A 16,910-nucleotide genomic window follows, 5' to 3' on the forward strand; every position below is an offset into this window, starting at 1 on the left:
CCGAATGACGCCGCTCATGACCATCCCGAACCCAGAGGCCATGCCTTGGCAATCGAGACGCGCCCGCCACTCCCGCTGGCCACCAGCTTCACGCCCAGACTGTCGGAACGCGGATAGAGGCGACTGCTGAGGCTGAAGCGGCCGTTTTCGTCGAATACCTCGATGGATGAGCGATCAAGAAACACGCGCAGTTCCAGGCGCTCTTGTGTCGGGTCTATCGCCACGCTGCGCTGGCCTGTGACTTGCGCATCCGAGCGGCTGCGATCAAGCACCAGACGCTGCAGTGATGCATCGTAATAGAGCAGGGTTTCTTCACGGCCATCGTCGCTGCAACGCAAAGCGACTCCCAGGTGGCCGTCAGTGCAGCCGAGCAGATCCAGATGCACATGGATTTCGAGCATGTCGCCGTTTACTTGCGGTACCCAGCGAGTTCCCGAATCTCCCCACCAAGGCGTACCCGGCAATGGCGCCATTCGCAGCGCGCTGAGCTCGCGTGCCGGATACACGCGAAGGCGATCGGCGCGCAGTTCAAGTTCGCGGGGCAATCCGAGCATGCCGCACCAGTGATGGGCCTGGCTCGGCATCGGGCTTTCCCACATGTCCAGCCATGCCCATACGAGGCGCCGACCATCGGCGGCCAACAGCGTTTGCGCTGCATAGAAATCGTGGCCGTTATCCAGCTCGATAAAAGGCCCGCCGGTGAAGTGCCACTGGTTGTCGAGCTGGCCCACTCGATAACCGGTCTGGTATTTGTTGAGCCGGTCATAACCGTCGGCTTGCATGCCTTGCGGAGAGTACAGCAGCACATCGCGTCCATTCAGGCGAAACAGGTCCGGGCATTCCCACATATAGCCATCGCCCTCGCTGCCGCCGGACACATAGTCGAGGAATTCCCAGACGCGCAGATCCGTGGACCGGTACAGCGGCAGTAGCGGTCTGTCGCCCAGACGTGCGCCGGCAATCAGGTACCAATAGCCATCTTCCTGCCAGACCTTGGGGTCGCGGAAATGCATGATGGCGTCTTGCGGCGCGCTGTTGATCACCGCGCCATGCTTGACGAAGCGGATGCCATCGGTACTGGTTGCCAGGCACTGCACTTGACGGATCAAGCGTTCGTCACCCACTTCGCCCAGCCAGGTGTGCCCGGTATAGATCAGGGCCAGAGTATCGCCACAGACCACGGCGCTACCGGAAAAACAGCCGTCGCGGTCGCACTCATCGCCGGGTGCCAGCGCAATGGGCAGGTGCTGCCAGTGCACCAGATCGGCACTCTTGGCATGGCCCCAATACATCGGCCCCCATTTCGCGTCGAAGGGATGATGCTGATAGAACACGTGATACTCGCCACGGAAGTACACAACCCCGTTCGGGTCGTTCATCCAGCCTGCCGGCGGGGCAATATGGTAACCGGGTCGATAATCCTCAATGACGCGAGACTGGCTGTCAGCCAGTGCGCGCTGCGCAAGGTCAAGGGTCGAAGACATGGGGTCGCTCGGGGTATTCAAAGACAAGGTCATAGGGCGTGTGCTCGGATTGAGCGTAGAGAGAGGTCATCCGCCATGGATTCAATGACTTTCGGGTGGCGCTTCAATGCCAAGCCGTCGGTGTCAAACAGGTGGATCTTGTCGATGTCCGGCTGCAGTTCGACCCGATCGCCTGCCTGCCATCCGGCGTTGACTTCACAACGACAGATCAATGGCTCGTCCTGCCCGGTATCCAGGTGCACATAGGTTTCACTGCCCAGGTATTCGACCCCGGTCACGACGATGCCAGCCGTGCCCTGCGCCGCTTTGATTGACAGGTGTTCCGGGCGAACGCCCAGGCTCAGCGAGGCATCTGCTGCCAGGTTCGAGCTGTCGAAGGGCAGGGTGGTCATCCCCAAAACCGGAGTATCAACCAGGCTGGTTTCGCCCGGCGCATGCAGGCGGGCCGGCAGGAAATTCATTCTCGGCGAACCGAGAAAACCGGCGACAAAGCGGCTGGCAGGGCGCTCGTAGAGTTCGCGCGGTGAGCCGACCTGCTCGACGTGGCCGCCATTGAGCACAACAATTTTGTCGGCCAGGGTCATCGCTTCAACCTGATCGTGGGTGACGTAGATCATGGTTGAGCGCAGACGCGCATGCAGCCGGGCGATTTCGTTGCGCATCTGCACCCGCAAGGACGCATCCAGGTTGGACAGCGGCTCATCGAACAACAAAATGTCCGGTTCCCGCGCCATGGCTCTGCCCATGGCTACACGCTGACGCTGCCCTCCAGACAACTCTTTTGGCTTGCGTTGCAGCAGTTTGTCCAATTGCAGGATTTGCGCAGTTTTCAGTACCCGCTCGCGCAAGCTGCTCTTTTCAGTTTTGGCCAGTTTGAGACCAAAACTGATGTTGTCGTAGACGCTCATGTGTGGGTACAGCGCATAGGACTGAAACACCATGCCGACGCCACGTTCGCGCGGTTCGAGGTCGTTGACCCGGCGCCCGTCGATCAGCAGGTCACCGGCGCAGATCGAATCCAGTCCGGCGATCAGCCGCAGCAGCGTCGACTTTCCGCAGCCCGAAGGGCCGACGAACACCACGAATTCACCCGCAGCGATCTCCAGGTTGATGTCGCGAAGAATCCGCGCGCCGCCCAATTGTTTGTTGACGTTGTCCAGTTTCAATTTCATCACGATACGGTTCCTTGTCTTTATTGGGCATCAACCCTTTAACGCGCCGGCAGTGAGGCCGGAAACGATTCGGCGCTGGAAGATCAGCACCAGAATCACCAGTGGGACGGTGACCAACACCGACGCGGCCATCAACAAGCCCCAAGGCAACTCATGGGGGCTGCCGCCGGAAATCAAGGCAATGGCCACCGGCACCGTGCGTTGGCTGTCGGTGAGGGTGAACGTCAGGGCAAACAGAAACTCGTTCCACGCGGCGATGAAGGCCAACAAGCCAGTGGTGACCAGGGCTGGCCAGAGCAGCGGCAACAGCACGCGGGTCAGCGTCACCCAGGGCGACGCACCATCCATGATTGCCGCTTCCTCCAGTTCATGGGGCAGTTGGCCCATAAAGGTGGTCAGTACCCAGACGGTGAAGGGCAGGGTGAAAATCGTGTAGCTGAGGATCAACGCCCACGACGTGTTGTACAGGCCCAGGGCGCGGATCACTTCGAACAGTCCCGACAGCACCGCGACCTGGGGAAACATCGACACGCCAAGGACCATCATCAACACCGTGCCACGCCCACGGAATTTGACCCGGCCCAAGGCATAGGCAGCGGTCAGGCTGAGGAACAGCGCCAATGTGACCACGCACAGCGCAACCACCAGCGAATTACCGATTGCTCGCAGGAATGAGGCCTGGTGGAGGACCGCCGCGTAATTGGAAAAGTCAGGATTTTCGATCCAGTAGCTCACCTCGAACAAGGCGCTGGAGGGCTTCAGCGATGTCACGATGGCGTAGTAGAACGGGAAAACCGCATACAGCAGCAACACCCCGATCAGGCACCAGAATCCGAGGCGCAACAGCGCTTTTTTCAGTAGGCGCGGGCTCATGCGCGGACCTCCAGTTGACGGCGTCCGAGGTAGAGATAAAGCATGGCGATCACCGCGACCACGAGAAACAACAGCGTCGACGCCGCGCTGCCGTAACCGACGTCCTGGAACTCCACCAGGTGCTGACGGGCATACACCGACATGCTCATGGTGCTCGACGAATTCGAGGTCAGCACATAGATGACGTCGAATACCCGCAGGGAGTCGAGGATGCGGAAGATCGCCGCCACCAGCAGTGCAGGCATCAACAGTGGCAGGGTGACGCGCCAGAACACTTTCAGCGGATGAATGCCATCGACCCTGGCCGCTTCGTAGCAATCGCTCGGCAACATCTGCAAGGCCGCCAGCATTAGCAGCGTGACGAAAGGCACGGTCTTCCAGACATCAACGATGATCACCGCCCACATCGACAGGTCGGCATCTGCCGTCCAGGCCAGGGGAGCATCAATCAGGCCGAGGCTGAGCATCAGATGATTGATGATGCCGAACTGGTCGTTAAGCATCCATGACCAGATCTTCGCCGAGACAATCGTCGGAATCGCCCACGGAATCAGAATCAACGCCCGCACCAGAGAACGGCCGGTGAACTTGATGTTCAGCAGCAACGCCACCAACAACCCCAGCACGACCTCCAGTCCCACCGAGACCACCGTGAAATACAACGTGTTGCGCACCGCATTCCACCACTGTGGATCGACGAGGATGCCCGACCAGCCGGAATCGCTGAACAACAGATAATTGCTCAAGCCTATGAAGGTTGCGCCACCGGTGTCTGCCAGGCTGGCGTCGGTCAGGCTGAACCAGAATGTGCGCAGCAGCGGCCACGCGGCCACCAGGGCCAGGCAGACCAGCATTGGCGTCAGAAACAGCCAGGCAGCGCGCACCCGGCGCCGTTGTACAGGCGTTTCCCTCGTGAGCAGAAGCTCGTCAAAGGGGGCATGGGTCGTAGAGACAGACATGGTGATTTCCTTCCTTGTGGCTTACCAGTTCCGGCGTTTGATACGCGTGAGTTCACTTTCCAGTTCGGCCAGTGCCTGATCCACGGGCAACTCGCCCGCCAGCACGCCATGCACCCGATCGAAGAAGGCATTGGAAACCCGTGGATAACGATCGGCGGTGATGGCGGCGGGGCGCATGACCCCAGCGTTGAGAATGCTGTGTAGCTGAGCGTAATAAGGCATGGCCGCGAGCAACTCGGGATCTTGATACAGCGACTCGATCACCGGGTTATAGCCGCCTGTCAGAGCGCGATGTTTTTGCTCTTGGGCACTCGTCAGGTAGCTCACCAGTTCTGCGGCAAGTTTGGGATGAGCGCTGTAACGCGATACCGCCAGGCCCCAGCCACCAAGGGTGGAGGCATGCTCGCCGGTCTCGCCGCCGCGGGGCAGGGGAGCGACGCCGACCTTGTCCTTTACGGCACTGTCCTGGCTTTGCACCAGGGCCCAGACATAAGGCCAGTTACGCATGAATAGCGCATTGCCCGACTGGAATACGCCACGTCCTTCTTCCTCGGTGTAATTGAGCACGCCACGCGGGGAGATGTCGCCGACCCAACTTTTCGCCAGCGTTAACGCCGCTCTTGAGGCCTGACTGTTGACCACGATGTCGCCGCGTTGATTGATCAGGCCGCCTTGCGGCTGGCTGCTGATCCACTCCAGCGCATTGCACGTCAGCCCCTCGTAGGCACGTCCCTGAAAGATGTAACCCCAGGCATTGGCGTTCCCGGCGTTGCGTTCAGCCTGTTGCACATCCCTGGCGGTAGCGGTCATTTCCTCCCACGTTTGAGGAACCTGTTTGTTGTATTTCTCAAGCAAGTCCTTGCGGTAATACAGCAGCCCTGAGTCGGTGAACCACGGCATCGTCACCAGCCGGTCGTTGACCGTGGCGTTATCGACCTGGGCCTGGAAGTAGCCTTGGGTCGCGTTCGCGGGAAGCACCTCCCGCAGATCCAGCAGGTGTTTTGCCAGCATCCCCGGCCACACCATGTCGATTTGAATAATGTCGATGTCGGTGGACTGCGCACTGAGGATCTGCTGGTAGAACGACAACCTCTCGGTTGCCGAGTTAGGCGTGGAGACCACCTCGACGTTGTTGCCGGTCTGTTTCGACCATGTCTCGACGGCCTCTTTGCACAGTTGCAACTCCGCACCCACGGCACCGCAAGAGATCGTCAGATCGGTTGCGTTCGACACGGATGGCAGTGCGGCAGACAGGGTGATCAATGCAACGGGCAGGAGCGATTTCAGCTGTTTCATCGAGCGTCCTTTATTTTTGTTTTTAGAAAAGTTAACGTTAACATCGCCAAATGTAGCAGCGTATTTGCGATGAGGCATCCTTTTTTTCGTCGATTGCGACAACTCGCAACGCACGTAAAAAACGGCCGTTTGCGTCAACCAACAATAAAAACAAAACAGGGATTTCATATGCACAAAGCAACAGGCTGGCTACTGGCAGGTGTGCTCGGCACATCCGCAGCGACCGCTCAGGCCGCGACACTGGAAGAGCGCATGGCAGCACTTGAGGCGCGTGCCAGCGCAGCGGAAAAGCGTGCAGCCACGGCCGAACAGCAGACCCAGGCACTTGCCCGGGAATTGCAGCAGGTCAAACGCGCGCCGCCGCCCTTGCAACCCGTCGCCTCTAACGCAACAGCCATTTCGGCACCTGCTCTGGACACCCGACTGGCAAAACTCGAAGCCCGTCAGCAAAGCCTGGAGAAGGAGGGCAGTACCGCGAACCTCACCGATGGGTTCAGCTTCAACGGCTATGCGCGCTCCGGATTGCTGGTTGACGAGGGGCTGGGTGGCGGGCGTGGCGGCCCTTATACAACGCCGGCCGGTTCGGTGGGCGGGGCAGTCGGGCGACTCGGTAACGAGGACGACACCTACATGCGTATCGACCTGTCGAAAGAGGTCTATGCGCAAAACGGTACCCGTTCCAAATTCACCGTCTCCATCGCCGACGGTGTGGAAAGCTCCAATGACTGGACGGCCGACGAAAGCAAACTGAACGTGCGCCAAGTGTTCGCCACGCTCGACCATGTCGCTGCATTCAAAGGCAATTCAGTCTTCGAGAACGCTACGCTGTGGGCAGGCAAGCGCTTCGATAGAGATAATTTCGATATCCACTGGCTGGACTCCGACGTCGTTTACCTCGCCGGCACCGGCGGTGGAATTTACGATGTGCAGATGAACAAGCATTGGCGCTCGAATTACTCGTTGATTGGGCGTAGCTACGGGGATTTCAGTCAGGGCGGTATCAATGCCGATGTGGAAAGCTACATCCTGACCTCCAACCAGTTCTTCGAGGATGGCCAGTGGCAGTGGATGTACAACGCCATCGGCGCCAAGAAAAACGATTTCGGCACCCACACCAACAAGGCCGGTTTGACGCCTGCGGATAGCGGTTTGCACAGCATGCTGGCCAATCACCAGAAAACCTTTTTCGGCAGAGAAGGGTTCTTCAAAACGGCGCTGCTCTATGGACAAGGCCTGGGGGCAGAGGTCAAGAACGTTGGCTCAGACGGTGAACTGATCGACGACGCCCGCGCGCTGCGTCTGGCGCTTTACGGTGAGACCCCGCTGACCTCTGACTGGCGCATCGGGCCCAGCTTGCTGGCCGAACAGAGCAAGGATAGATACGTTAAAGGTGACGACTACCGCTGGCTGACCCTCAACGTGCGATTGGCCAACAAAATCAACAGCAACTTCGAAATGGCCTACGAAATGAGCTGGCAAACCATGAACCTCGACCCCAAGGGCTATCTACAACGCAATGCGGTCGATGGTAACTTCTGGAAATTCACTGTCGCCCCGACATTCAAACTCGACGTCGGCGATCTACTCACGCGTCCGGAGTTGCGAGTGTTCGCCAGCTACATGAACTGGTCTTCGGATCTGGACCGGTTCAGTACTAATGACTCCTTTGGCATGTCCGACTTCCAGGCGGGAGGGGTGTGGCAATACGGTATCCAGATGGAAACCTGGTTTTAATCGTTGAACGCACTTGCGATAGTGCAGTGCTGGAGCGGCAAAGGATGCTCCAGGCTAATGATGTCGTTTCTTCCCAGGATGGATGATTACCCAATGCTCAAGTTCAATGCTCATCTCGGTTTCCAATTCAATGAATTGCCTTTTCTGCAACGCATCGAAGCCGCCGCAGCCGCCGGTTTCCGGGCTGTTGAGTTCCCGTCACCGTATGAATTCGACGCCAGTCTGCTTGCCGACCATCTAGCCCAATTCAGTTTGCCGTTGATTCAGTTCGCCGCCCCGGCTGGCGTGACCAAAGGCATCGCCGCGTTACAGGGCAGGGGAGAGGAGTTTCGTGACGGGTTGCTCCAGGCCGCCCGCTACGCAAAGACCTTGGCGTGTACGGATGTCCACATCATGTCGGGCGTTACCACGCAGAATGACGCTGAGCGAACCTACGCGGGCAACCTGGAATATGCGGTGAAGTACTTGGAAGATCAGGGGCTGCGGCCGCTTATCGAAGTGATCAGCGCAGAGGCGATGCCCGGCTATTACATGTCCGACTTCAACAAGGCGCAGCAGGTACTCGAGACGTTCCCGAGTGTCGGACTGATTCTTGATCTTTACCATGCCCAGCTTTTGACTGGAGACGCAGCGGATGTGCTGGCGCGGTTTTATGACAGAACCGTGCATGTGCAAATTGCCGATTGCCCGGGGCGTCACGAGCCGGGAACGGGGAATATCGACTTTGCTGCCTTGTTCGCGGCGCTGGAGCAGCGCGGCTACGCCGGATGGATTGGCTGTGAGTACCGTCCTTCTGGCTCTACCGTTGCGAGTCTTGACTGGATCAAGCAGCTGAGTGCTTAGGTGCTAGACAAACATCTTTGAGTCGCTGATGTGGACAAAATCGCCGCCATCAAAGGCAGAAGCCCTTGATGGCCGAGCGAGAAGAACTCATCGACATCGGCCTGACGCTGGCGGGTAGGGGGGATTTAATGCCTGATGCGGTTTTTGTAAGTCGAACTATTTTGTTCGGAGATTGTGATCCGGCAGGGGTGGTTTACACCCCGCGATTCTCATATTTTGCTGTAGAGGCCATTGGTGTAGCACTCGACAGATGGGTAGGGGGGCCGGGGCTTAGAGCGGTGATGAGTTTTAATATATTGCCGCCGGTGCGTGCGATGTCGATCGAGTTGCTGGCTCCGGTGACGTGGGATGACGAAATGACTATTAAAGTTGGCGTGGCCAGGTTGGGCGAGCACTCTTTTACTTTTTTGGTTGAGGGGTTTATAGGCGAAGACGTGCTGGCATTTACCGCGAATGTCACACACGTATGTGTCTCACCGGACAGTAAAGAAGTTGTACCCATTCCAGCTCCGTTGCGAGCGCTTCTTTCATAGACGATCAGACGGACTCAACAAACGTTCGGGGGGCTGTCGAGTGTCCGGTTGTGGTCAAAATCTACCGTTCCTCACCGGCAGCTATGGGCGATTGCGGCCTTGGTGACCGGCAGCAATCGGCCAATAGCGGTCATTCCACCTGCCTGCCAAATTAGAGCGCGTTAGACCTCGGTGCGCGCGCTCGCAGTGCGTCGTAAGCGTGCGACTACACTCTGTGTAGTGAGCACCTTAAGGACAACACATGGACATCACCATTCAGCGCAAGAAAGGAATGTTTGACAGCGCCTATGGCCACGCTATCCCGCTGGCAATTTTGTTTGATGGAACGTTCGTGGGCCGCCTGGAAACGGGTGAAACATTATCTTTGAACCTTCCGGACGCTTGCGGGACGTTGCAAGTCGGTATGCTTGACCCCAGAAACTCGCCTTACATTGGAAGCGCGTCTGGTGAGGTCATATCGACCAGCAATGCACAGAGGGTTACCCCCGGACAAGCCGTTCAGTCTTTTTCGGTAAAGACTCGGAAATGGGTGTTCTTTGACGTGCTGGGTTTGGCGGGCTCAGCGCCGTTCAACCGCTGGGTACTGGCGCTTGAGACAGATCAACTTTAGGAAGCTTCTGACAGGCGTCAATCGGCCAATAGCTGCCTCTCATTTCAGCAGCAATGGGCAGGTGAAGACTGCATCTTATGACTGAGTATTGGTTCAATTCAGAGGGGGCATTTCTTCATTGAGAGCCGTAGTCGCTGCCATTCATTCCAGCAGTCTTCGGCAACTAAGTCCCGGAAACCACGTTCGTTCTCCATATCCAGGGCGACGTCGAATGGAACTGCAACACACGTCGCGTGATCACGGATTTTGAGTGCCTCGGACTCTGTAAGTGGGGAGCCTTTGTTCGTTTCGGCGCTTTGCAAAGCCACCGAAAGCGCCGGAATGAATACAACGCAAAGCTGTTCCGTCATCTGTTGCTTGCCTCAATTGTGCGAGAAGGCCGAAAGATTACGCTCGTTGCTTAATCACGGTTATTGGCCAGGAGCTGCCTCCCAGGAAGCTAACGCTGAGTGGTCACTCGTCAAACAAGGTCCAGCCATGGCAAATGCTAGCAAAGTCTTTTGCCGTAAAAAATAATGTCAGTTCCTTTGGGTCAAATTCTTTGTAGAGCCAATGTCCAGAAATCGGTCCTCTCGTTATCACGTATTCCAAGCGGTATTTTTGAACAGGTCCAAAACTGGAGGAGCGTGAATTCAACTCAAACCTGTCACCTCTGTTGAGCGCCCATAGCTTTTCAACAAGGCAGTCATCAAGCACCACCTCTCCCGCTACCTCAACGAGATACTTTGAATGAAGTTTCTGTTGAAGCCTAACGCTTCTGGCCATACATCAACCTACCTGTGAAAAATCCGAGCATCGGCGCAATAATACTTGAACACGATGATGACTGCTTTGGGTTGAAAAAAAGTTGGCCTTGGGCGTCCGCTTCTGGCCCAGAGTGTGTAAAAACGGGCCAGTGCAATGTCGGCACGTAGCACCGACGGTTTTTGCTATGTAGTCGCTCGCGGTAAGCCCTGCGGGTCGTCACTCGGGTCTTGGAGGCTTCAATAAAGCCCCTACGATGCCAGGTGGGCAACAAAGACAACCATTTCAGGCTGACAACGCCTTCATTAAGCTGCTGGTGCCAAGGATTTTCATAACTCGCTTCATGTTGTAGGCGAGCACGTTCAAGCTCATTTCTGCACTGACGCCTTCCAGCCTTCGCGTCAAAAAATGCGTGGCACCCATCCACTGTTTGAGCGTCCCGAAGGGATGCTCAACTGTGCGCTTTCGGACTCGCATCATGTCCGGCGCGTTGCTCAGCCGGACCTGCATCTCTTCCAATATCGCCTCATGCTCCCAGCGCCGAATACGGCGTTGCTTGCTCGGTGTGCACTGTGTTTTCAAGGCGCAGCCTTGACACTTTGAACTCCAATAACGATGCAGCTTCATGCCTTTCTCGACGCTGGAGAAACGCCATATCAGCGTTTCTCCAGCTGGACATACATAGTGATTGTTCGCCGCGTCATAGATAAAGGCATCGTTGTTAAAACGCCCATCAGCTTTGGCTCCAGAGGTCATTGGCTTGGGCACATACGCGGTGATATCAGCGTTGTGACAAGCCAGGATTTCCTCACCTTTGAAATAGCCTCGGTCGGCCACCACCGAAAGCGAATCTGATGCCATGGCCTCGCGCGCCTGCTTGGCCATTGAACTGAGCTGATCACGGTCGGAACCGACATTGGTCACCTCATGAGCAACGATCAAATGGTGCTGAGCATCGACTGCTGTTTGCACGTTGTAGCCAACGATTCCTGTACCTCGCGTCATCATTGAACGCGCATATGGATCGGTCAGTGACACCTGTTTATCCGGTGAGTCGTTGAGCCGTATTTCAATCGCCTGAAGCTCCTTCATTTGAACTTTGAGCTTGGCGATTTTCTCTTCCAGCCGCACCGTCTTGGCTCCCGAGGATGTGGGCTCTTGCCGATCCGCAGTATCAAGTGCCGTTAGGTAACGGTTGATGCTCGATTCGATTTCCTCCATGCGCCGCTTCAGTTTGGCGCTGGTGAAATTTCGGTCGCGGTTGTTGACTGCTTTAAACTTGCTGCCATCAATGGCAACCAGATTTTCACCGAATAATCCCAACTGCTGACATAGCACTACGAACTGGCGACAGACGCCTCGGATAGCCTTGCTGTTGTCTTTTCGGAAGTTGGCGATGGTCTTGAAATCCGGCATCAAACGCCCGGTCAACCACATCAGCTCGACGTTGCGTTGAGCTCTCGCTCCAGCCGCCGGCTCGACTGAATGCGGTTGAGATAGCCGTAGATGTAGATCTTTAGCAGGATCGCGGGGTGGTAAGCCGGCCGTCCAGTATCGGCTGGAATGGCACCTTCAAAACCTAGATTGACCAAGTTGAGTTCGTCGACGAAAACGTCAACTACTCGTACCGGATTGGTATCGCTGACGTAGTCGTCGAGGCTTTCGGGAAGTAAGGTGCCTTGGCCTCGGTGTTCACCTTGGATAAAGCGCTTCATAGGCAAACCCCGCGATAAAATCCTCAGCAATCATAGCAAGGGATCACGGAGTCGTTTCTACATACGCCGGGGCAATCGCAGACACCAATGGATGCCTATATATAGAAGGTCTGGGGGCAGCGACTCTGATTGCTCAGCCTCAGGCTCCGAGATACCCTTTCTCCTCCTGACAGATAGGCGCGGCCAACAAATCATGTCTACTTGCTATTCCATTCAAATCACGCCAGAAAGACCATTGCCGGCCTTTTATTGCATTGCTGAACATCTATGGGGAACCGGATGTGATGTTGACTCTGACGGTGACTGCGCAGGTTCAGATGATCGCCAATGGACGGAACTGACATTGTCGCTTCGCGGCACATCAGGAGAACGTATCGACATTGACCCGCTCTCGCTCATGCCTCTTACCCTCGTAATCCGATCATCGCACGCCACCCTCTGCCAAAGAGCGGCCGACTTCATCGTATGTGTTTCCGGAGGCACTATCGGCGCAGCTGCTAACGTCAATACGGTATGAGTGCGGGGACACGAGGCTTATAGATTTCCGGCAGGTGAAGAACCTAAAAGTGAACCCCTTGGCGTTTTTACACACTCTGGGCCATATGCGGTCATTCACCTGACTCGATAACAGCGGACGTTTAGAGTCGGGAAAGTAACTTTACGCTGATTGGCTGAAAAAACTGAACAGTGCATCCAGCATCAGTGTGCTTATCTTTGCCCGCGGCCGCTCTAGACTGGGTCGTACCTTTCCCAGCCCAGGAGCGTTGTCATGTCCAAACATTCAATCAACGGCAAGGTCGTACTGATCGCCGGCGGTGTGAAAAATCTCGGCGGCTTGCTCGCTCGCGATCTCGCCCAGCACGGCGCTAAGGCTGTGGTGGTGCATTACAACAGCGCCTCCAGCCAGGGCGATGCCAACGCCACCGTGGCGGCTCTCGAAGCGTTGGGAGCCAAGGCAGTGGCGTTGCAGGCAGACCTGACCACTGCCGGTGCAGTGGAAAAGCTGTTCAGCGATGCCGTGGCCGCAGTCGGGCGCCCGGATATTGCGATCAACACCGTGGGCAAGGTGTTGAAAAAGCCTATGGCCGAGATCACCGAAGCTGAGTACGACGAGATGATGGCGGTTAACTCCAAAACCGCGTTTTTCTTTCTCAAGGAAGCCGGTAAGCACCTCAACGACAACGGCAAGATCTGCACCATCGTCACCTCGTTGCTCGGCGCGTTCACGCCGTTCTACGCGGCGTATGCCGGCAGCAAAGCGCCGGTGGAGCAGTTCACCAGAGCGGCTGCGAAAGAACTTGGCGCGCGTGGTATTTCAGTGACGGCAGTGGGCCCTGGCCCGATGGATACTCCGTTTTTCTATCCGGCCGAAGGTCAGGATGCGGTGAACTATCATAAGACCGCCGCCGCGCTTTCGCCGTTCTCGCGCACGGGCCTGACTGATATCGAGGATGTGGTGCCGTTTATTCGCAACCTGGTGAGTGATGGCTGGTGGGTGACGGGCCAGACGATTTTGATCAACGGCGGTTACACCACCAAGTAACGGGCGAAAAAACGATTGCAACCCCGCAATGTCGCGTTAACACTTTTCCCGACAAACCAGGCCATGGGGTTGCTATGAGCGCCGATCAGTCTGCACATCACCCGTTACTTCGCCACCGTGATGGTCACCATGCGCGGGTGACGTTCGAAGAGCTGTTGTTCGATCTCGTCTATGTCTTCGCCGTGACCCAACTCAGCCACGGCCTGCTCCATCACCTGACCCTGGTCGGCGTGATGGAGACCCTTATTCTGTGGTTCGCGGTATGGCTTGGCTGGCAATACACCTGCTGGGTCACCAACTGGTTTAACCCGGAAACCCCGAGGGTGCGCGGCCTGATCTTCGCCCTGATGTTTCCCGCCTTGCTGATGGCGGCGAGCATTCCTGAAGCCTTTGGCGAGCGGGGCTTAGTGTTTGCGCTGGCCTATGTGGCGATTCAGGTAGGCCGTACCGCCTTTATCGTGCTGCATTTGCCCGGTGAACACGCGCTGGCACCGAACTTCAAGCGCATGCTCGGCTGGGTAGTGATTGCCGCGGCGTTCTGGTTGGCGGGCGCGTTTATGGAAGGGCCGTGGCGTATCGGCCTATGGCTAATCGCGGTGCTGTGTGAGTACGTGTCGCCCATGTTCGGCTTTGCGCTGCCGGGGCTGGGACGCTCGCGCACCAGTGACTGGACCATCGAGGGCGCGCATCTAGCCGAGCGTTGCCAGCTGTTTGTGATTGTCGCACTGGGCGAAACGCTGCTGGCCAGCGGCGCGGTGCTCGCCGAAACCGAGCACTGGGATATTCCCGTGTTGGTGGGGTTATTGGTGACCTTACTGGGCACTCTGGCTATGTGGTGGTTGTACTTCGGCACGGCGAGCAAAGACGCCATTCATTGCGTTACCCACTCCAAGGACCCTGGGCGCACCGGCGCTTACTTTCATTACATTCACGCAGTGCTGGTGGCCGGCATCATTGCCACGGCCGTCGGCAATGATCTGGTCATGGCCCACCCCGACAAGCACATGAACACGGCCTACGTCGTGACCCTGCTGCTGGGGCCCATGATCTTTCTATTCGCCAGCCTGTTGTACAAACGCGAGGTGTATCAGGTGGTCGCCAAATCGCACCTGGCCGGCATCGTGCTATTGCTGGCGCTGGCGCCGATTGCGGTTTTGACCGACCTGCTGATGGTGGGCACGTTGACCACCATGGTGTTGTTGATCGTCAGTTTCGTGGAATGGCGGGTGGTGCGCCGGTTTCGAGCGAAACAGGCTAACGCCGTCGTCGAGCACTGATAACCCATGGACCGCATCGAGCAGTACCGCGTTTTCGTTCAGGTGGCTGAGCTCGGCAGTTTCATCCAGGCCGCACGACTGCTTAAACTGCCGCGTGCCACAGTATCGGCGGCCATTCAACAATTGGAAGCCAATGCCGGAACGCGCTTGTTGCACCGCACCACGCGCAAGGTGTCATTGACCACCGACGGCACCCAGTTACTGCAGCGAGCGCGCCAAGTGTTGGTCGAGATCGATGAGATCGACCAACTGTTCCACACCCATCAAGAGCAGGTGATGGGGCGCCTGGAAGTCGATGTGCCCAGCCGTATCGCCCGGCGCCTACTCATTCCCGCGCTTCCCGAGTTTTTCCAGCGTTATCCGCGCCTGCAACTGGGCCTGGGTTCCACCGACCGGGCGATAGACCTGGTGCAGGAGGGCGTCGATTGTGTGATTCGTTTCGGCACGCCGCAGAGCAGCAGCCTAGTAGTGAAACCGTTGGGGCAGGTGTTGCTGATCAACTGCGCCAGCCCCGCCTACCTGGCCGAATTTGGCGTGCCCACCGAGCTTGCCCAGTTGCAGGAGCGGCACGTATGCGTCGGCTATGTGGCGGGGTCGGGCGGGCAAGAGGCTCAGTGGGAATATTGTCTCGACGGCGTCCGCCAGTCGTTTCCACTGCCCAGTCAACTCGTGGTCAATAATGCGGAAAGCTACATCGCCGCGTGCTGCACAGGGCTCGGTTTGATTCAGGTGCCGTTGTTCGATGTGCAGCATTTACTGGATAGCGGCGAGCTGGTGGAGGTGCTGGCCGCTTACCGGCCGCCGTCGATGACCGTGTCTTTGCTGTATCCGGATCGTCGCCAACGCTCCCGGCGCCTCGGTGCATTTATCGAGTGGTTTGCCGGCTTGATGGCGCCGTATCTGCAGAGTAAGTAACGCCGTTTCGATTGGCGGTAAAGCCTGGACGCCGCATCCAGCGCCCTAGGCTTATATTTGCGTGAGGCGGATCTTGACTGGGTAGGTCTTGTAACCGTCGGGAGCACTATCGCCAAGTTTGGCCGCCCGGGACGCATGTTTTCAAAGGCATAGAGGCAGATTCCCCCCCTGTAAACGTCCGCTATTGACCGATTATCGAATCTGCCAGGCGATCGGTCTCGACAAGAGCGCTGTCAGTCGTTCATTGCAGACGCTGGAAGCAGCGGGGCGGATCACTTGTCAGTTGGATCCCAAGGATGCACGGCGTTACACCGTGCGATTGACGGCCAGCGGTAAAGAACTGCATGACCGCGTGCTCAAAGTTGCACTTGAGCGAGAGTCGCGTCTGCTCAGCGGATTGACCCCGGCTGAGGTCGATACGTTGGTCGACTTGCTTGGCCGCCTGCATCTGCAAGTGCCCAATGTGAACAGTTATGACCCGAGTGAGGAGTGAATCAGCGGAAGATCGAAATTTGTCTGGAAAGTTCGTCATTCGTCTTCGATATGCGCTTAACTACACTAAATGGTCGTTTAGTTGAGCTATAAAAAACCACCATAAAATCAAGGGGGCGGGCGATGATTCAACGTAAAGCAAGCACACAAGACGTGATCAATGCGCTGAATCTCGAGCCTCATCTCGAAGGCGGCTATTTTCGTAGAACCTATCAGTCAGACCATCGCGATTGGCTCGAAACCGCTGGCGGCCCACGTTACCTGATGACGTCGATCTACTATCTGCTGACCGAGCAATCACCGGTGGGCCAGTTTCATTTCAATCAGTCTGACATCCTGCATTATTTCCACTTGGGCGACGCACTCGAATACAGCCTGATCCATGCGGACGGTTCATTGCAGACAGTCATCATGGGCAACGATGTTCTCGCAGGACAGCGCTTGCAATTGCACGTACCGGGCGGCATCTGGAAAGCATCACGATTGCTGGACGGGACAAACGGATTTGGATTGATCAGTGAAGCGGTTTCGCCAGGATTTGATTTTGCCGACATGGAGATGGGGAATCGCCAGAAGCTCACTACAGCGTTTCCACAGCATCGAGCATTGATTGAAAAGCTGACGCGGGATGAGGATTGAGCGATGCAGATTCAGAGGATTAATCAGGTTGGAGGGAAAGCCGGTTTGGGGCATTGCAGGAGAATGAAATCTCGCGGGCAA

16 protein-coding genes and 1 pseudogene are annotated in these 16,910 nt (G+C 57.0%); 9 read left to right on the forward strand and 8 right to left on the reverse strand.

The window, feature by feature from the left end; translation table 11 throughout:
- Nucleotides 1-14: 14 nt before the first annotated feature.
- Genes CLU80_RS28485 through CLU80_RS28505 form a run of 5 tightly spaced genes read right to left on the reverse strand, consistent with a single transcriptional unit; the run spans nt 15 to nt 5,784 of the window.
- Complete coding sequence (locus tag CLU80_RS28485) at nt 15-1,484, reverse strand: glycoside hydrolase family 32 protein (RefSeq protein ID WP_099759129.1); 1,470 nt, start codon at nt 1,482-1,484, stop codon at nt 15-17.
- Nucleotides 1,485-1,513: 29 nt separating this feature from the next.
- On the reverse strand, nt 1,514-2,659 hold the full coding sequence (locus CLU80_RS28490) for an ABC transporter ATP-binding protein (RefSeq protein ID WP_286079800.1): 1,146 nt from the start codon (nt 2,657-2,659) through the stop codon (nt 1,514-1,516).
- Nucleotides 2,660-2,686: 27 nt separating this feature from the next.
- Nucleotides 2,687-3,529 carry a carbohydrate ABC transporter permease gene (locus CLU80_RS28495; RefSeq protein WP_007910217.1) on the reverse strand — a complete coding sequence of 281 codons (843 nt, stop codon included), beginning with the start codon at nt 3,527-3,529 and terminating at the stop codon, nt 2,687-2,689.
- The gene (locus CLU80_RS28500) at nt 3,526-4,488 is read right to left on the reverse strand and encodes a carbohydrate ABC transporter permease (RefSeq protein ID WP_093432644.1); all 963 of its coding nucleotides are present in this window, start codon (nt 4,486-4,488) and stop codon (nt 3,526-3,528) included. Before CLU80_RS28500 ends, CLU80_RS28495 begins: the two co-directional genes overlap by 4 nt.
- Nucleotides 4,489-4,509: 21 nt before the next feature.
- Complete coding sequence (locus tag CLU80_RS28505) at nt 4,510-5,784, reverse strand: ABC transporter substrate-binding protein (protein ID WP_099759131.1); 1,275 nt, start codon at nt 5,782-5,784, stop codon at nt 4,510-4,512.
- A 168-nt stretch (nt 5,785-5,952) separates the two neighbouring features.
- Here CLU80_RS28505 and CLU80_RS28510 point away from each other — a divergent pair, with 168 nt between their 5' ends.
- The 4 genes from CLU80_RS28510 to CLU80_RS28530 all read left to right on the forward strand — a co-directional run bounded on the left by CLU80_RS28510 (nt 5,953) and on the right by CLU80_RS28530 (nt 9,504).
- Nucleotides 5,953-7,518, forward strand: coding sequence for a carbohydrate porin (locus CLU80_RS28510; protein WP_099759132.1), 1,566 nt, complete (start codon nt 5,953-5,955; stop codon nt 7,516-7,518).
- A gap of 93 nt (nt 7,519-7,611) precedes the next feature.
- Nucleotides 7,612-8,361: a hydroxypyruvate isomerase family protein gene (locus tag CLU80_RS28520; protein WP_099759133.1), complete on the forward strand. Its 750-nt coding sequence runs from the start codon at nt 7,612-7,614 to the stop codon at nt 8,359-8,361.
- 128 nt (nt 8,362-8,489) lie between these two features.
- Nucleotides 8,490-8,894: an acyl-CoA thioesterase gene (locus tag CLU80_RS28525; RefSeq protein ID WP_099759427.1), complete on the forward strand. Its 405-nt coding sequence runs from the start codon at nt 8,490-8,492 to the stop codon at nt 8,892-8,894.
- A gap of 241 nt (nt 8,895-9,135) precedes the next feature.
- Nucleotides 9,136-9,504, forward strand: coding sequence for a hypothetical protein (locus CLU80_RS28530; RefSeq protein ID WP_095135724.1), 369 nt, complete (start codon nt 9,136-9,138; stop codon nt 9,502-9,504).
- Between the two features lie 98 nt (nt 9,505-9,602).
- Here the strand turns inward: CLU80_RS28530 and CLU80_RS30755 are convergent, their stop codons facing one another.
- From CLU80_RS30755 to CLU80_RS28545, 3 genes and pseudogenes are all read right to left on the reverse strand, one after another.
- Complete coding sequence (locus CLU80_RS30755; RefSeq protein ID WP_024012637.1) at nt 9,603-9,854, reverse strand: hypothetical protein; 252 nt, start codon at nt 9,852-9,854, stop codon at nt 9,603-9,605.
- Between the two features lie 103 nt (nt 9,855-9,957).
- Nucleotides 9,958-10,269: a hypothetical protein gene (locus CLU80_RS28540; protein ID WP_099759134.1), complete on the reverse strand. Its 312-nt coding sequence runs from the start codon at nt 10,267-10,269 to the stop codon at nt 9,958-9,960.
- A 264-nt stretch (nt 10,270-10,533) separates the two neighbouring features.
- A pseudogene (locus tag CLU80_RS28545) lies at nt 10,534-11,963 on the reverse strand (IS1182 family transposase).
- Nucleotides 11,964-12,732: 769 nt separating this feature from the next.
- Here CLU80_RS28545 and CLU80_RS28555 point away from each other — a divergent pair.
- The 5 genes from CLU80_RS28555 to CLU80_RS28575 all read left to right on the forward strand — a co-directional run bounded on the left by CLU80_RS28555 (nt 12,733) and on the right by CLU80_RS28575 (nt 16,829).
- Nucleotides 12,733-13,506 (forward strand): SDR family oxidoreductase, encoded by a 774-nt coding sequence (locus CLU80_RS28555; protein WP_090401062.1) that lies wholly within the window; start codon nt 12,733-12,735, stop codon nt 13,504-13,506.
- Nucleotides 13,507-13,580: 74 nt separating this feature from the next.
- Nucleotides 13,581-14,783 carry a low temperature requirement protein A gene (locus CLU80_RS28560; protein ID WP_099759136.1) on the forward strand — a complete coding sequence of 401 codons (1,203 nt, stop codon included), beginning with the start codon at nt 13,581-13,583 and terminating at the stop codon, nt 14,781-14,783.
- A 6-nt stretch (nt 14,784-14,789) separates the two neighbouring features.
- Nucleotides 14,790-15,698 carry a LysR family transcriptional regulator gene (locus tag CLU80_RS28565; RefSeq protein WP_099759137.1) on the forward strand — a complete coding sequence of 303 codons (909 nt, stop codon included), beginning with the start codon at nt 14,790-14,792 and terminating at the stop codon, nt 15,696-15,698.
- A gap of 184 nt (nt 15,699-15,882) precedes the next feature.
- Nucleotides 15,883-16,191, forward strand: a complete 309-nt coding sequence (locus CLU80_RS28570) for a MarR family winged helix-turn-helix transcriptional regulator (RefSeq protein WP_502694636.1) — start codon at nt 15,883-15,885, stop codon at nt 16,189-16,191.
- 122 nt (nt 16,192-16,313) lie between these two features.
- Entirely contained in the window at nt 16,314-16,829 is a 516-nt protein-coding gene (locus tag CLU80_RS28575; RefSeq protein ID WP_093432626.1) for a cupin domain-containing protein, read from the forward strand.
- Nucleotides 16,830-16,910: the final 81 nt, after the last annotated feature.

This window comes from Pseudomonas sp. 29 (assembly GCF_002754355.1).
In the GTDB taxonomy this organism is placed as follows: domain Bacteria; phylum Pseudomonadota; class Gammaproteobacteria; order Pseudomonadales; family Pseudomonadaceae; genus Aquipseudomonas; species Aquipseudomonas neuropathica.

Excerpts from the sequence above, each read along its gene's own strand:
- CLU80_RS28510 (WP_099759132.1), top strand. The coding sequence starts at position 5,953 with ATGCACAAAGCAACAGGCTGGCTACTGGCAGGTGTGCTCGGCACATCC.
- CLU80_RS28540 (WP_099759134.1), bottom strand. The coding sequence starts at position 10,269 with ATGGCCAGAAGCGTTAGGCTTCAACAGAAACTTCATTCAAAGTATCTC.
- CLU80_RS28575 (WP_093432626.1), top strand. The coding sequence starts at position 16,314 with ATGATTCAACGTAAAGCAAGCACACAAGACGTGATCAATGCGCTGAAT.
- CLU80_RS30755 (WP_024012637.1), bottom strand. The coding sequence starts at position 9,854 with ATGACGGAACAGCTTTGCGTTGTATTCATTCCGGCGCTTTCGGTGGCT.
- CLU80_RS28555 (WP_090401062.1), top strand. The coding sequence starts at position 12,733 with ATGTCCAAACATTCAATCAACGGCAAGGTCGTACTGATCGCCGGCGGT.
- CLU80_RS28520 (WP_099759133.1), top strand. The coding sequence starts at position 7,612 with ATGCTCAAGTTCAATGCTCATCTCGGTTTCCAATTCAATGAATTGCCT.
- CLU80_RS28565 (WP_099759137.1), top strand. The coding sequence starts at position 14,790 with ATGGACCGCATCGAGCAGTACCGCGTTTTCGTTCAGGTGGCTGAGCTC.
- CLU80_RS28530 (WP_095135724.1), top strand. The coding sequence starts at position 9,136 with ATGGACATCACCATTCAGCGCAAGAAAGGAATGTTTGACAGCGCCTAT.
- CLU80_RS28500 (WP_093432644.1), bottom strand. The coding sequence starts at position 4,488 with ATGTCTGTCTCTACGACCCATGCCCCCTTTGACGAGCTTCTGCTCACG.
- CLU80_RS28495 (WP_007910217.1), bottom strand. The coding sequence starts at position 3,529 with ATGAGCCCGCGCCTACTGAAAAAAGCGCTGTTGCGCCTCGGATTCTGG.
- CLU80_RS28525 (WP_099759427.1), top strand. The coding sequence starts at position 8,490 with ATGCCTGATGCGGTTTTTGTAAGTCGAACTATTTTGTTCGGAGATTGT.
- CLU80_RS28560 (WP_099759136.1), top strand. The coding sequence starts at position 13,581 with ATGAGCGCCGATCAGTCTGCACATCACCCGTTACTTCGCCACCGTGAT.
- CLU80_RS28485 (WP_099759129.1), bottom strand. The coding sequence starts at position 1,484 with ATGTCTTCGACCCTTGACCTTGCGCAGCGCGCACTGGCTGACAGCCAG.
- CLU80_RS28505 (WP_099759131.1), bottom strand. The coding sequence starts at position 5,784 with ATGAAACAGCTGAAATCGCTCCTGCCCGTTGCATTGATCACCCTGTCT.